Origin of the sequence: Algoriphagus aquaeductus (genome assembly GCF_003253485.1) — a bacterium.
Classification (GTDB): Bacteria; Bacteroidota; Bacteroidia; order Cytophagales; family Cyclobacteriaceae; genus Algoriphagus; species Algoriphagus aquaeductus.
This window is the reverse complement of record NZ_QKTX01000020.1, coordinates 1-15369: the sequence shown is the minus strand read 5'-3', so window position 1 is coordinate 15369 and position 15369 is coordinate 1. Positions and strand designations below refer to the sequence as shown.

Sequence of the window (15369 nt, the reverse complement as noted above, 5' to 3'; positions counted from 1 at the left end):
GGCTCCTGCTTTTGATTTTCTTTTTCTCTATCTCGTCCCCTCCTTCTTTTAAAACCTCTGATTTTATCTGGGCTTTTGGAGTACAATAGGTGTGGAAAGTCTGGCATCCGGAAAGGTTAAAAATTAAAATGAAAAGACGATTAATTGATTTGTAAGATCAATAGGCACTAATTGAGAGGGCTATCTCCCATTTGCTTGATCTTGATTTCATCCTAGAAATTTAACTTCTCGTATCTTTCTTTCAATCGTAGAAAGTCAGCATTCGAAAGAAGCCTAATTCGGAGGTTTCTTTCGGAATTCAGGAGGTGAATTTTTTGGATTTTCGACCAGCCGTATTCAGCTCCAACAACCACATAATCTACTTTACTCGTTATGGTTGATTTAATTAGACCACCGTACCCCATAATAAAATCCTTACAGTCCTCTCTGTCCTCCGTAAGCTCCCCTGTGAAAAGGAATGCTGAACCTTCGATTTGGAGATCCTCAAGCTCTTTTTTTGAAATGGAATATTCCGAGATAATATCCAAATTATCATTTTGAATCTTCAATCTTCCTGCTCTTGAGAACTGCTTTTCTGCTATAAGATTAGGATTTAGAATCTGTATAAGGTCTCGATAATTAGGTACAAGCTCTTTCAGTTCCGTAAAAATAGTAGCGCATGCCTTTGCATCTTCTTTAGGATCGTGATGCTTAATGATGGGAACTTCAAACAGGTTTGCAAGCTCAGTTAGTTTCTTTGGCTTACCCGATATTTCGGCAAGCCTCATGGTGTCTATGTAATCGATGCTGTAATTCTCTATCTTGTAGTGGGAGAATAGTCTTTTCAAGACACTCAAGTCCATACTCGAATTGTGAAAGACGATGAGATTATTATTAAAGTATTTAGAAAACTCTAGATCCCATAGTTCTTTAAAATCAAGTGCAAATTCTAGGTCCTCTTCTTGAATTCCATGTAATCGCTCATGAGAACTTAGAATTTTTTCACCAGGTGGAGGGAGAATAAAGTGTTTCTCTTCATGCACAAAGGTGTCGTTTTTAACAAATGCCAAACCCAAAGCGCAAGCGCTCACTCTATTATTATTGGCCGTTTCGAAATCAATGGCTATAAAGTCAAATTCAGAGTTGAAATATTCAGGAAAACTGTGTGGGTTGCTGAAGGTTCCAGTTCTGATTTTCTGCACTATTGCATCTGAATACTGTGGCTTAAACTGATGGCCTAACCTTTTGGACTGCTCAAACCATTTCTCCAGAAAAAAGACCTGCTCACGTTCTACAAAGTTGAAAAATCGAAATTCATTTTCGGTTTGCGGATTTACTTCTTCCACAGTAATTGAGATCTTGTCATTGGATCTAAAATTGCTCTTAAACCAGCTCATAGACACGGATTTATAGTTTCTACCTTTTCAAATTAGATTGGACAAATTTTGGGAGGGGTCAATTCCGCTTTGACTATAGCGATTGCTTTGAAAAAGTCAGACTCAACTATTTTCTCCATTAAAATTCTTGTTTAAAGAAAAGGAGTTTCATGGATGAAAAAATACCCACTACTGGGTATTTTTCATTAAAAAAAGGGGATATCTGGAACTAAAAAAGATGATTTTGCGAAATCAATTCCCTAAATCCAGAAATCTTCTGGGATGGAAAGGATGAAAAATGGCTAAAGAACTTCAGCGCCAATCACTATATCATGATCGAGCGGCACTACAAAATAGCTACCAGTCAGTCGTATCATATCTATGCGATTGACCTGGATAAGAAGGAGGGAGAGAGTATATTAACAGCTATTTACCTCAGGTGAAGGAATGTAAGGCTATTTTTTCAAAAAATAAGGAGCCGTCCAAATTGATTTTAAGCCACTTATTCACATTATTTTAAAATAAATGTGGATAACCCGGAACAATACTTTGACAAATCATGTATTTGGATTAGTATTGCAATGTCATTCAATGTATTGACAACGCACCCCAATAGGTTTTATCCTATTGGCCAAAAGCCTCTAAATGAGGCTTTTTTTATATCCACTGGTATGAAGAAAAGGGTCTCATTTTACGTCGATGGCTTCAATTTTTACTACGGTCTAAAAGCAATGACCAAGAGTAAACCTGATTGGAGAAAATTTTACTGGATTAATCTGGTTAAGCTTTTCGAGGAATTTTTAAATGAAGACGAAGAGCTGGTTTGCGTTAACTATTTCACTGCCCGACCAAAAAACAAAGGCAAACAGATAAGGCAAAACATCCTTATGAACTGCAACAAAGCATTAAACGGAGAAAAACTAAAACTTCATTACGGTAAATACCAAGATAAGGAAATGATTTGTCGAGCCGATGGCGGTTGTGGAAGAGTTTTTATGCATTGGGAGGAAAAACAAACTGACGTAAACCTAGCCATTAAAATCGTTGAGGATTGTCATAATGGGGTCAGTGATAAAATCGTTTTAGTTTCAGGAGACTCAGATTTTCTTCCTCCTATAAAACTGGTTGAACAGTTTTACAAAAACATTGAATTAATGATTCTTTTTCCACCCACAAAATTCACTAGTAGCTTGGCAAATAGGAGTTTTCCCGCTCTTGATCTAGCTTCGTACAAACCAAAATGGAACAAGGCTATTCTTCCAGATCAAGTTACGATCGAGGGGTCCGGAAAGGTTTATAGAAAACCTATTGAGTGGTTCCCGCAATAAACTCATTTCTTTCTTCCTTTGCCTAAAAGCGGAGTCAAATACTCCTCATACAATTCAAAAAGATACTCAATTCTGGCCATTTCTGTAGTAAATGGCTGCGGGCGGTAGCACTGATCGACGGCCCGATCAAGTTCCTGATGGGCCCTGACCAGATCCGCAGGCATCAGCAGCGGATCATAGAGATCTGCCAAGCTGCTGTCCGGATACTTAGCGCGAGTATCAATGACCTTTTGGGCTTTCTCCTCAACCAGGGCTTTGTTCTTGTCGGAAGGATTTTTGGGCCAAGGGAAGTTGTGATATACAATTCCCGTTGAAATAGAAAAGTCTGACTTTAATCTGCCTGACACGTAGATAATCCAAACCATAAACATTTTTGAAGTCAAGACTCCAAATCCGTAAAGCCCACAGTTTGGAACCATATAAACTTTATTGCTAGCGATTACTTCTCTAGTGTAGTATTCGGTTGGGATATACTCTCTTCTCTCCGAAGAAACCTCAGGAAGTGCTAAATAATCAAAATCAGGTTGCCTGTCTTCCCCAAATAACGTTGGCGTTTTAGCTGATTTTCTAGTTGCTTCTCTGTCACTTTTAAGTCGCAAATCCTTGACTAATTCGACTCTTTTCAAAACCTCTGGCATTGCCCTGAGCTGGTTGGGATTTATACCCTTTAACCATAAACAATATCTCGAAATGCCATTTATGAATTCGCGACCACCGATAAATTTTCTTATCCATTCATTGGCGTTCGGCTCTGTTTTCAAAAAATCATTCTTTTCCTCTTCATTGAATAAAAAATAGCCACCATCATTGGGCATACTACCCTTTATCATTTTTGGGGCTTGTGGAGAAATAAGATTATTCCTTTTCAGGATAAAAACATCCCTTCCTTCCACCAAATAGGGATTAATCCTCTTAACTCTAACTTCAATAGGATCACCATTTATGTTATCATAAATAAAAAGCTTCTTTTGATTTTGCTCCAAAACGGAAAATCCAATGATGACCACATGAACTGCGGCGTTACCTTTGGCTTCGTTCTTCCAATTAAAAGTTTGATGAGCAAAATTGATTTTAACTCCAAAATTCTTAACTAAATAACCCCATAAAACTCCTGTTTGTTCGCCTTGCGAAATTGAGTTTGTAGAAACAAAGGCTACTCTGATTTTACTAGATACAATTAGAGCAGAGGCCTTTAAATACCAAGCGGACACATAATCCAAAACGCCTGCACCATCAACCCCTTTGAAAACCTTAGCCATATCCTCCTTCTGCACTTTGGATTGATATTGCTTTCCATAAAATGGCGGATTACCCAGGATAAAGCTTAGCTCCTCCTTTGGAACGACATCTTCCCAGTTGATCCGGAGGGCGTTGCCATGGACGATCTTGGCGGATTTCTTCAGCGGCAGGCGGGCGTAGTAGAGACCGAACTCTTCCGAAACCCGGAGGTTCATCTGATGATCCATCAGCCAGAGTGCAACCTCAGCGATCTTGGCCGGAAACTCGTCGTACTCGATCCCATAGAATTGATCCACATCCACGCATAGGATCTCCTGGATACCGATGGCTTGCTGACCTTTGTAGATCTCCTTCATCACCTCCAGCTCGAGCAGTCGAATCTCCCGGTAGGTAATGATCAGGAAGTTGCCACAGCCACAGGCAGGATCGAGAAACTTCAGCTTACCGAGACGCATCTGGAACTCCAGCAGCTGGCGCTTATTGCCCTTGATCTTGTGAAACTCCTCCCATAGCTCATCGAGAAACAGCGGCTTGATCAACTTCAGGATATTCTTTTCCGAGGTGTAGTGCGCGCCCAAGTTGCGCCGCTCCTTGGGATCCATGACCGACTGGAACATGGAGCCGAAGATGGCCGGAGAAATTTTACCCCAGTTAAGCGCACTGCAAAGCAGCAGAATCTCCCGCATCCGGGAGTTGAAAGAAGGAATCATCAACGGCTCCTCGAAGAGTTTTCCGTTTACATATGGAAAAGCATTCAAATGCTCATCAAGCATGGTGCTCCGTGCTTCCTTTGGCCTGTTAAGCGTTTGGAAAAGCTGTGCCAGTAGGGCTCCAAGGTTAGAACCGTCTTCTGAGGTTTTTACCTCGATGAATTCCTTAAATATATCTTTCTCAAAGATCCCGGTATCGTCCGCAAAGAGGCAGAACAGCAAGCGGACCAGATAGACTTCCAGATCATGGCCCTGATAGCCGCTCTCCTCCAGCTGATCATGGAGCTTGCCCATCAGCTCGGCCGCTGCGATATTGACTTCATCCTCATCCTTGAAGCTGCGCTTCTGATAGCCTGCAATGAAGCCGAACAGCTTGATATTCTTATGAAAGTCGGAGAGGTGGAAGCTATGCTCGGTCTTTTCGTCCAGGTCATAGAGGCGGAAATTTTCGAAGTCCGAGACCAGGACATATTTGGGCAGCTCGTGCTCCTTGATCCCGTGGAAGTAGTCTGAAGCCTGCTCGAAAGCAGCGTCCAGACTACGCCCCTTGGACTTATGCTCGACGAGGAGCGTACCCTTCCAGAACAGGTCGATAAATCCCTGGGCATTGTTCAGCTTCTTGACCGGCTCCTCAAAAGTGGCCAATCGGCGACGGGAGATCCCGAAGACATTGAAGAAGTCATTCCAGAAGGTATCTTTTTCTGCGCGTTCGCGGGATTCGCCTTCCCACTCCTTGGTAAATCGCAGTGCGCGATCTTTGATTTCGTTCCAGCTAAGGGCCATAGGGTTTAAAAATGAGGTTATTGAAAAATTGGGAGTCCAATTGATGGAATAATGATATCTGAAAAATGAGTCTTATCAAAAGAAAAATCCCTCCAAGGTGAGTCGGAGGGATTAATTGGACATCTTAATTGTTTTTTTCATCTTTTTAGACTGTTAACGTTAAATTAAAAATCAGACAAAAAAAATGTTATAGGAAATCATCTGGCCTCATGATTTCTCTGATCAGCTTAATCAATTCAGTTAGAAATTGAAAAAACACTATTAAAAATAGAATCGAACTCATATCTTTTTTACACCTCCTTTCTGTTAATAAATAGAATCACAAAAACGAAAAGATGAGGTTTGGTCGAAAAAAAGTTGTCTTTTTTTATATCTACCTGATTTTCAGTTCAATTATTTTTAAATCGATTAAATTTTTAGACTAAACATCCCCCTTTCAAATCTTTTCGCTACAAACTTAGTAGGTCTTTTTTCTAATTCCTAATTTTTTGGTTTGAAAATTATAACCTAGTACAGATTAGTGTTTTCAAGGAATTATCTCCTGTCCTCCCCACTACCATTCACCCCTCACATCTTACAGCACAATTCGCTGAAAGATAGCTACCCAGTTAGTAAATCCCCTTCCCACGATTCACCCGATCTTTGATCCGCTGATCGCTACCTTGGCTGATCCCGGAGATCCTGCTTTAGACTGTGATGGGCTATCGCAGGTAGAATTTGAGAAAGAGGTGGAAGCCGTGATGAACTCCGACTCCTGGAGGCTGATCAGCTGCTAAATTCCTACAGCCTCGACACAGACACGACCGGGGCTATCATCCACAAAGTCCTACTGGGAGTGCTCTGCCCGGATAATCTTCCCGATATCCTTAGCACTATGCTGACAGAGGGCACAGGGATCGTGAAGCGCTATCACTTGCTCGTTCGGGATGTGGTGGATGGTGAGGGCCTTATTGGGCATAAGCCTATAAATCGCACTCTACTGGAATTAGAACAGAACTTAAAATTAAATACATCGTTAGCTCTACTCAGTATTTATGAGGTTCAAATAGTCTCTCAAGAAAATATGTCACCCTCCAAAAAAAGAGCCCCGAAAAATCCGGGGCTCTTACAAAGGATTGATGGTCCTAAGAATTAATTGAAGATATATCTCAAGCCAAACTGCATTCTCCACACGTCAGCTACACCAGCGGTTGGTCTGAAGGTTTCAGAGATCAACTCAGTGCCGAAGTTTCTCAATCTGTACTGAGGTCTTCCGTTAGCACCAATGGGGCCACCTTGAGCAGTTGAAGGTACTACCAAAGGCTGGGTAGAGTTGAAAGTCTGACCGATACCCCAATCCTGGTTCAACAAGTTGCCCACGTTGAGGATATCCACTCTGAATTCCAGGGAGTTACGCTTGCCCTTGATGTTGGTGAATAATTGCTGTGCAAAAGAGAAATCAGCTCGGTATACCATTGGCATGATGACCGCTCCTCTTTCCGCGTATTTTCCTCTGTTAGCGCTGAGGTATTTATCTTGCTGAATATAAGCTTCCCAAGCAGCAGCCTGCTCTGCGGCAGTAAATGTTCTTCCGCTGGCAGTGTACTGCTGGAAGTTCATTTCATCTACGCTTCTTGGAATATAAATCAAGTCATTTGAAGTACCTCCATCACCGTTTAAGTCACCACCGAAAACATAGCTGGCATTCCCGATGGTACGGCCTTCCCAGAATAGGGAAACTGAAGTATTACCAAACTTGAAGATATCTTTGGTATAGCTGGCGGTAGCAAATATTCTGTGGCCCATAAAGTTGGAAGAGAAGCCAAGCGTAGGATTGTTAGGATCTCTGTTGACCGGATTATTAAACCAAGTACCTGCAGCAATTGATCCAGGATCAACCGTATTTCTGGATTCACCATAGCTGTATGCCGTTTTCACAAACAAGCCATTGGCAAATGGTCTTTCCAATGATATGGAAGCTACCCAAGAGTTACCGATTGCTTGATTGGTTAAGGTCACTGCGTTGGGGATTTTGGAGTTAATTCGGTTGTTTGTCCATCTTGGTCTGTTGTCCGGACCGGAGAAAGAAGACTGATATACAGGAAGGTTTGCATTGTAATAAGCTACCCCGTTTACGTCAGAGTTGTAGATAAATTCAGCTGTAGCAACCAAACCTGCCGGAAGTTTTTGATCCACCGCAAAGTTTGTTCTCCATACCTGTGGGAATTTGAAGTTAGGATCGGTCAAAGCGAGCTCGTAAGAAGCGGCTGGAGTACCCGATACTTCAGCAGGCTTATAAGCATTGGGATCTGGATTGAATGGTCTAGAGGTAAGCGGTTGATTAGCCCTGGAATCCAACTGCTCGAAACCTGTCAAAATCCCGTTGTTACCTACCTGGTTAGAGATCCAAACGTATGCCGGACGTCCGGTGAAGATCCCTGTGCCACCTCTTACCTGAGTTTTTTGGTTGTCAAACACATCCCAGTTGAATCCGAATCTTGGAGACCAAAGGATGTTGGCTTCAGGAAGTTGATCTGTTCTGGTGTTGTAGTATTTTCCAACCGGATCTTTGAAGAAGAATTTTTCAACTTCCTCATTTCTAAGCGCGGTGGAACCGAAGAATGGAACGTCAATTCTCAAACCTACTGTTAATTTAAGGTTGTTTCTGGCCTGGAATTCATCCTGTCCATACACCCCGAAATAATTAACTTCCAATGGCTGAATTGGCTTTTCGGAGCCTGGAATGTTATTCCATCTTACCTGGAATCTTCTTAAGTCTACGCCGGATGGGGTTGCGTTACCGTTTGCGAGGAAGTTGTTGGCATCTCTGTAGAAGTCTTCCAAGGAGTTGTACACGTAGGCAGACTGAGAACCTGGGAAGAATACGTTTTCAGACTCATAGTACTCGTAGCTGAAACCGGTGGTGATGGTGTGCTTACCGGCAAAAATCTGGAGGTTATCCTGAATTTGGAAAGTCTTGTATCTCAACTCGTTGTTTGGAGTGAATGGCTCGAAACCAAATGTAGTGTAAACAGAACCATTGTTCAGGATATCCACCATTGGGAAGAAAGTTCCACGGCTGCCACGGCTTTCATCCTGGAAGGTGTAACCCACGATCAAGCTATTGCTCATGTTGGTTCTCACTCGAGTGTTCAATTCCGCTACGATCGAGCGGATATTTTCCAAAATGCTGTAGTTGGAGTTTTGGAAGTTCAAGCCTTCCGGTCTCAGGTTACGGTTACCAAAACCAAGAGAAGAAGAGTTAGAAAGCAATACGTCAGTAGAGGAATCCAAGTGGTTATATCTGACGCTAAGTTTGTTTTTGTCGTTGATGTTGTAATCCAACTTTACCAGGAACTTGGTTGCCAAGGTTTCATTGTCATATCCTTGGTAAGGACCTGTCTCATAGTTAAAGTTGTTTCTCAGGAACGTGCTCAAACCATCCAGGTCTGAAGCCAAAACTCGGGTGACGTTACCTTCAATGGGTTCGTTGCCGTTGTTGGCTCTCCAAGTAGTACCCGGTCTCAATTCCTGATCATCTTCGAAAGATGCGAAGAAGAACAATTTGTCTTTGATGATCGGACCACCTACACGGAAACCAATCTGACGATAGGTAAAATCACCTGGGTTGAAGGTGTTTTCACCTGCTTGAGTACCTACGTTGTTGTTGTTTCTCCAGAAATAGTAAGCAGAACCTTCGAATTCGTTGGTACCTGAACGGGTTACCGTGTTTACACCGGCACCGGTAAAGTTACCTTGTCTTACATCGTATGGGGCAACGTTTACAGAAATTTGCTCGATTGCGTCCAAAGATATCGGAGAAACACCTGTTCTGTCACCTGGCTGTCCGCCAAGACCGAAAGAGTTATTGAAGTAAGAACCGTCAACAGTGATATTGTTCAAACGGCCATCTTGTCCAGCAAAAGAGTTCCCATTGGCTTGAGGGGCCAATCTTGTAAAATCACTGATTCTTCTGGAGATAGTGGGAAGCTTACTGATGGTTCTGTTGTCGATCGATGTATTCGCCCCGGTTCTTTCGTTTGAAAACAAGCTGTTTGGACTAGCTGTAACCAAAACTTCAGAGAGCTGCTGACCATCTTCGACCAAGGTCACGTTCACATTGGAAAATACACCCAAGGAGAGGACAATGCCTTCTACATCCTGAGTAGCAAATCCGATAAAGGAAACAGAAAGTCTGTAAGGACCACCGACACGCATCCCAGGAATGGAATACTTACCTTCCAAATTGGATACTGCACCGTAACGGGTACCGGAAGGAAGGTGCGTTGCAACCACGTTCGCTCCCGGAAGCGGCTGACCATTGGCTTCGGTCACCGTACCGGAAATACCGGAAGTGGTAACCCCCTGTGATAATGCCAGCCCTGTGCTCATCACGAGCATGACCACTGCCAGCAAATTCTTCAGTAAATTTTGCCTCATAAATTTTAATTTTGGTAAAGTTGGTTTTGATTGTAACTCCCTGCAAAGGTAAAGTTGACTCTCTGTAGATCTGAGTAGTTAACGTTAAGTTTTGCCTGCCAAATTTCACATTTTTTAACGAAAGCTTAACACCTCCTGCCAAACAATTTTTCTGCTTTTCAAGAAATACCTGTCTTTTTTTTAATGGGAAATTTTGAATTTGGGATTCCTTTCGAAAGAAAAATCGGAAAATATACCCCTGAGTTCGAAAAAAGAGATTTTTTGGATTCGGTATTAAAAATTGAATAGTAATAACTTGTCAGAGATTTATTTCAATACTTGTAGCCAACACAGAATAATATTCCATTGAGAGACAAAAACATAATTTGGCTTTACGTCTTTTTGGCGGCGACCATCGCAGATTTGACCTTCTTGATTGAGGGTAATTCCTCTTTGAGATTCTACTCCAAACCCCTGATTCTTTTGGGGTTGATTTTGTATTTCTATCAGATCTCCAAACCGATTTCCACTACACTCCTTTCCAAATCCATTTTGGCAGCGCTCATTTTTTCATGGATTGGAGACATCTTGTTGATGTGGCCGAGTCTTTTTGTCTATGGTTTGGGATCATTTTTGATGGCCCAAATTTGCTACATCATCGGATTTAAACTAGCCCAAAACACGATCCTCCGAAGGGAAGAAGTAAACTTTATCAAATCCTTCTTTTATAATCTACCGATTTACATTGCCGCCGCCCTGGTGTTCTATTTAGTCAATCCCAATTTGGGAAACCTGAAAATCCCGGTCATTGCTTACATCCTGGTGATTGTAAGCATGGTGGCTACCGCAAGGGATCGTTTTAAAAAATGTAGTCCAGCTTCTTTTTGGCAGGTATTTATCGGAGCTGTCTTATTTTTTGTATCCGACGGTATTATTGCCATCAGCAGATTTTTCAGGGATTTTCCCGAATCGGGGATTCTGATCATGGGGACTTATGCCACAGCCCAATTGCTCATCGTGATGGGAATTAGATCTTATTTGGTAGCGCCAAAGTAATTTAGGAGGTTAGGAAGTTAGGAGGTTGGGAAGTAAAAGGGTTGGGAAGTTGGGAAGGCAGAAATCCAAATCTAATGGTAAGATTTCCTCCTGTCCGGCATTTTCTGACTTGGAGCCTATAAAAGCAAAAAGGGCCGAGGCCCTTTTTAGCTTATTTTTTCAATGCCACTCGAATCGAGAGTTCCTCCAACTGGGCGTCGGCAATCGTGCTTGGAGAATCGATCATGACGTCTCTTCCTGAATTGTTCTTTGGGAAAGCGATATAATCCCGGATCGAGTCAGAGCCTCCAAAGATCGCACAAAGTCGGTCAAATCCGAAGGCAATCCCTCCATGCGGTGGAGCACCGTATTCAAAAGCCTCCATGAGGAAGCCAAACTGCTTTTGTGCCTCCTCGTCGGAAAAGCCCAGATGAGTAAACATCAGCTGCTGAGTAGCACGGTCATGAATACGGATCGATCCGCCTCCTATTTCGACTCCGTTGATGACTAAGTCGTAGGCATTGGCCCGAACAGCACCTGGGTCTGTCTCCAAAAGTGGAATGTCTTCACGCTTCGGAGAAGTAAACGGATGATGCATGGCATGGAATCGTTGCGTCTCTTCATCCCACTCCAAAAGCGGGAAATCAACGACCCAAAGCGGCTTGAAGACATTTCGGTCTCTCAAGCCCAAATCCTCACCCATCTTCAATCGAAGTTCGGAAAGCTGTTTTCTGACAGTTTTTGCCTCTCCGCTCAAAACCAACATCAAATCTCCGGGCTGCGCACCAAAGGCCTGAGCCCAGAAAGTCAAATCCTCTGAAGAGTAGAATTTATCCACGCTGGATTTCAGCGTGCCGTCTGCATTGTATCGGACGTAAACAAGCCCTTTGGCTCCGATTTGTGGTCTTTTGACCCATTCTGTCAGCTCATCGATTTGTTTTCTGGTATATTCAGCAGCCCCTTTTGCACAAATTCCGACTATCAATTCGGCCTGATCAAAAATGGAGAATCCTTTTCCCTTGGCCAGATGATCAAGCTCCACAAACTTCATATCAAAACGAAGGTCCGGCTTATCATTGCCATAGCCTTTCATTGCATCTGCATAGGTCATGTGCTCTACATACCCAAGCTCTATGCCCTTGACAGCAGAAAAGAGATGCTTGATCAAACCTTCAAAGGTGTTTAAAATATCCTCCTGAGTCACAAAAGCCATTTCACAGTCGATCTGAGTAAACTCAGGCTGACGGTCTGCCCGAAGGTCCTCATCCCGGAAACATTTCACTATTTGAAAGTACCGGTCAAATCCACTCACCATCAACAGTTGCTTGAACGTCTGAGGAGACTGAGGCAAAGCATAAAACTCTCCCGGATTGACCCGGCTTGGCACCACAAAGTCGCGCGCTCCCTCCGGTGTTGATTTGATCAAAACGGGGGTTTCCACTTCAATGAAATTCTGCCCGTCCATGTACTTGCGGGTCTCCTGCATCATCCTGTGGCGAAGTTGGAGCTTCTCCCGGACGACATTTCTTCTGAGATCTAAATAGCGGTACTTCATTCGGAGGTCATCTCCTCCGTCTGTTTCGTCTTCTATAATAAAAGGAGGAACTTTCGCAGGATTCAATACCGTCAATTCTTCGGCCTTGATTTCAATAGCACCTGTAGGAAGTTTGTCATTCTTGGAAGTCCGTTCGATTACAACTCCCACCGCCTGAACGACAAATTCCCGGCCCAGTTGTGCCGCTTTTTCCAAAAGGGATTTGTCTGTGGAGCCTTCTTCAAAAATCAATTGGGTCACCCCATAGCGGTCACGTAAATCTACCCAAATCAATCCACCTTTATTTCTGACCCGCTGCACCCAGCCGGCTAATGTCACTTTTTGATTTACATGATCGAGACGAAGTTCGCCACAGGTATGAGTTCTTAGCATTTTATTTATTCCTGATTTTGGGAGGTCAAAGATAAATATTTGCTTCAGAGTAATCCATCTATCTTTGGAAGATTCATAGCCAAAGAGAAGTTTCACTGAAGAATCTGTGATTTTTAGAGAAAATTTTAAAAACTTAAAAATCAGAGCTATTGAAAAACAGGGGGTATCTCATCTAAGGAACGGCATAGAAATTGGTTGAAATGCGCCACTGCACCATCTTTATCTTGGAAAAAAGTGATCTTTTTCCTTGATTGAATCCCGAAATCAGTTTAACCGCCTACTAATCAAGTATCAATGAAGAAATTATGGATAGGCTTAGCCGCCCTCTTAGTCACCTTGAGTGCCGCAGCCGTTTTCCAGGGAAATCTTCCTTTTCTGAGTGAACTTCCAAATGAGCCAGAAAAACCCATCGAAGACAGTTTGTTAGTCAGTCCTCCCAAGCAAGTTTTTCTATACGGTATCGATGTCACCGGGCTCCACATTGTAGAAGGTACAGTCAGCAAAAATCAAACCTTGGCGACCATTCTTTCCCCGTTTAATGTACCCTATCAGATCATTGATGAAATCGCCAAAAAATCGAAGAGCGTTTTTGATGTGAGATGGATAGCTGCGAATAAGAAGTTTACGGTAATTACCCCCTCCGACTCCGAAAAAGCCCAATTTTTCATCTATGAGCCCAATCCTGCGGAGTTTGTGGTGTTTGATCTGGACTCCATGGAAATCTACAAGGCGGAAAAGCCAGCAGAATACCGAATCCGAGAGATAGGAGGAGTGATTGAAAATTCCCTGTATGTAGACATGGACAAAAAGAATGTTTCTTTGAAGGTTATCAACAAATTTGCGGACCTCTTTGGTTGGTCCGTTGATTTTCAGGCGCTTCAAAAAGGAGACGTTTTCAAAGTGGTCTATCAGGAGAAACTGATTGAAGGACAGGTCGTGGATGTCACCGATTTCCAATTGGCCTTCTTTGAGCACAAAGGCAAGCCCATTCATGCCATTCCATTTGAGCAAAACGGTGAGTTGAATTTCTTCGATCAGGATGGAAATTCATTGAAAAAAGCATTTTTGAGAGATCCTTTGGAATACACCCGGATCAGTTCGAGATATAATCTCAACCGATTTCATCCGGTTCAAAAACGCTATAAACCACATCTGGGGACAGATTATGCTGCCAAAACCGGCACCGAAATCCGATCGGTGGGTGACGGTACGGTAGTAGAAGCCCGGTATACTGCTGCTAATGGCAATTATGTAAAAATCAAGCATAACGGCACCTACACCACTCAATACTTGCACATGTCCAAAATCGGTAGCGGGATCAAAGCAGGTACACGTGTTCGTCAAGGTCAGGTCATTGGCTATGTCGGCAGCACAGGTTTGGCGACAGGCCCCCATCTCTGTTTCCGATTCTGGAAAAACGGAAAGCAGGAAGATTGGCTGAAAGAAGAGATTCCTCCTTCAGAACCGATTTCCAAATCAAATCTGATGGCATTCCAGGCTAAAAGGGAACAGGCGCTTCAACTTTTGGCTCAAATCAATCCGAGTGGAGAAGGCAGATTGATCGCTGAGAAAGCAACATATGAAATCAATGGATTGGAATAAAGTCTACTAATTCCTAACCTATTTTCAACAAGGTGATTTCGATCGAGTATTTTTCGGTTCAAATCACCTTTTTAAATTCACCATGGAACAGGACAACTCCATCCGAATCAACAAATACCTCAGTGAAGTAGGGTTTTGTTCCCGAAGAGCTGCTGATTTACTTTTGGAGCAAAAGCGGATCACCATCAATGGAAAACTTCCCGAATTGGGCACCAAGGTTTTCCCTCAGGATGAGGTACGGGTGGATGGACAATTGGTCGGCAAACCCAAAAAACAACATGTCTACATTGCTTTCAACAAGCCGGTAGGCATTGTCTCCACGACAGATACTAAAGGAGAAAAAAATAATATCATTGATTTTATTGGCCACAAAGAGCGGATTTTTCCAATCGGCAGATTGGATAAAGACAGTGAAGGATTGATCCTGCTGACCAGTGAAGGAGACATTGTCAATAAAATTTTGAGGTCCAAAAACAACCATGAAAAGGAATACATCGTGACTGTAGACCGACCGATTAACGACTTTTTTATCAAAAGAATGGGTGCGGGCATCCCGATTTTGGGTACGGTCACAGACCCGTGCCAAGTGGAACTGATCAACAAATTCAAGTTTAGAATAATCCTGAAACAGGGCCTGAATCGGCAGATTCGAAGAATGTGCGAATATCTTGGCTATACGGTCAAGCAACTGAAGCGAATCCGAATCATGAATATCCACCTTGACCTGCCGGTCGGAAAATGGAGAGATCTCAGTGAAAAAGAGCTTTTGGAGCTGAGCGAGATGATCAAAGACAGCTCAAAAACCATCTAAAAAAAGGCCTCTGAGGATATCCCAGAGGCCTTTTTGGTTGATGTGCTTTTTCGGGCAGGATACCCGGTCTGCTTGCTTACATCGTGTCCACTTTTTTCTGTCTGCCCGTGTAGCCGTAGGAAGTTTTGCCTACCCGGAGTTCTGTCCTTCTGTTGAGCTGGTGCATCGCCGGAGTACAGGT

At 43.0% G+C, this 15369-nt stretch carries 9 protein-coding genes; 4 read left to right on the top strand and 5 right to left on the bottom strand.

Going from position 1 to position 15369, the window contains the following annotated elements:
* Nucleotides 1-212: 212 nt before the first annotated feature.
* A complete protein-coding gene (locus CLV31_RS19520) occupies nucleotides 213-1376 on the bottom strand; it encodes an exonuclease domain-containing protein (protein ID WP_111394769.1) in 1164 nt (387 codons plus the stop codon).
* Between the two features lie 650 nt (nucleotides 1377-2026).
* Between CLV31_RS19520 and CLV31_RS19515 the strand changes: the two genes are divergently transcribed.
* The gene (locus CLV31_RS19515; protein WP_181452672.1) at nucleotides 2027-2683 is read left to right on the top strand and encodes an NYN domain-containing protein; all 657 of its coding nucleotides are present in this window, start codon (nucleotides 2027-2029) and stop codon (nucleotides 2681-2683) included.
* Between the two features lie 2 nt (nucleotides 2684-2685).
* On the opposite strand, the gene CLV31_RS22135 is transcribed toward CLV31_RS19515, so the two are convergent.
* From CLV31_RS22135 to CLV31_RS19500, 3 genes are all read right to left on the bottom strand, one after another.
* On the bottom strand, nucleotides 2686-5415 hold the full coding sequence (locus CLV31_RS22135; RefSeq protein WP_111394767.1) for a class I SAM-dependent DNA methyltransferase: 2730 nt from the start codon (nucleotides 5413-5415) through the stop codon (nucleotides 2686-2688).
* An 826-nt stretch (nucleotides 5416-6241) separates the two neighbouring features.
* A complete protein-coding gene (locus CLV31_RS22205) occupies nucleotides 6242-6373 on the bottom strand; it encodes a hypothetical protein (RefSeq protein WP_262510287.1) in 132 nt (43 codons plus the stop codon).
* 173 nt (nucleotides 6374-6546) lie between these two features.
* Entirely contained in the window at nucleotides 6547-9834 is a 3288-nt protein-coding gene (locus tag CLV31_RS19500) for a TonB-dependent receptor (protein WP_111394765.1), read from the bottom strand.
* A gap of 345 nt (nucleotides 9835-10179) precedes the next feature.
* Between CLV31_RS19500 and CLV31_RS19495 the strand changes: the two genes are divergently transcribed.
* Complete coding sequence (locus CLV31_RS19495) at nucleotides 10180-10869, top strand: lysoplasmalogenase (protein ID WP_111394764.1); 690 nt, start codon at nucleotides 10180-10182, stop codon at nucleotides 10867-10869.
* Nucleotides 10870-11020: 151 nt separating this feature from the next.
* Here CLV31_RS19495 and aspS read toward each other — a convergent pair whose 3' ends face one another.
* A complete protein-coding gene (aspS, locus tag CLV31_RS19490) occupies nucleotides 11021-12775 on the bottom strand; it encodes an aspartate--tRNA ligase (RefSeq protein WP_111394814.1) in 1755 nt (584 codons plus the stop codon).
* Between the two features lie 294 nt (nucleotides 12776-13069).
* Here aspS and CLV31_RS19485 point away from each other — a divergent pair, with 294 nt between their 5' ends.
* Nucleotides 13070-14377: a peptidoglycan DD-metalloendopeptidase family protein gene (locus CLV31_RS19485; RefSeq protein ID WP_111394763.1), complete on the top strand. Its 1308-nt coding sequence runs from the start codon at nucleotides 13070-13072 to the stop codon at nucleotides 14375-14377.
* Between the two features lie 82 nt (nucleotides 14378-14459).
* Nucleotides 14460-15188, top strand: coding sequence for a 23S rRNA pseudouridine(2604) synthase RluF (gene rluF / locus CLV31_RS19480; RefSeq protein WP_111394762.1), 729 nt, complete (start codon nucleotides 14460-14462; stop codon nucleotides 15186-15188).
* The last annotated feature ends 181 nt before the right edge of the window (nucleotides 15189-15369 follow it).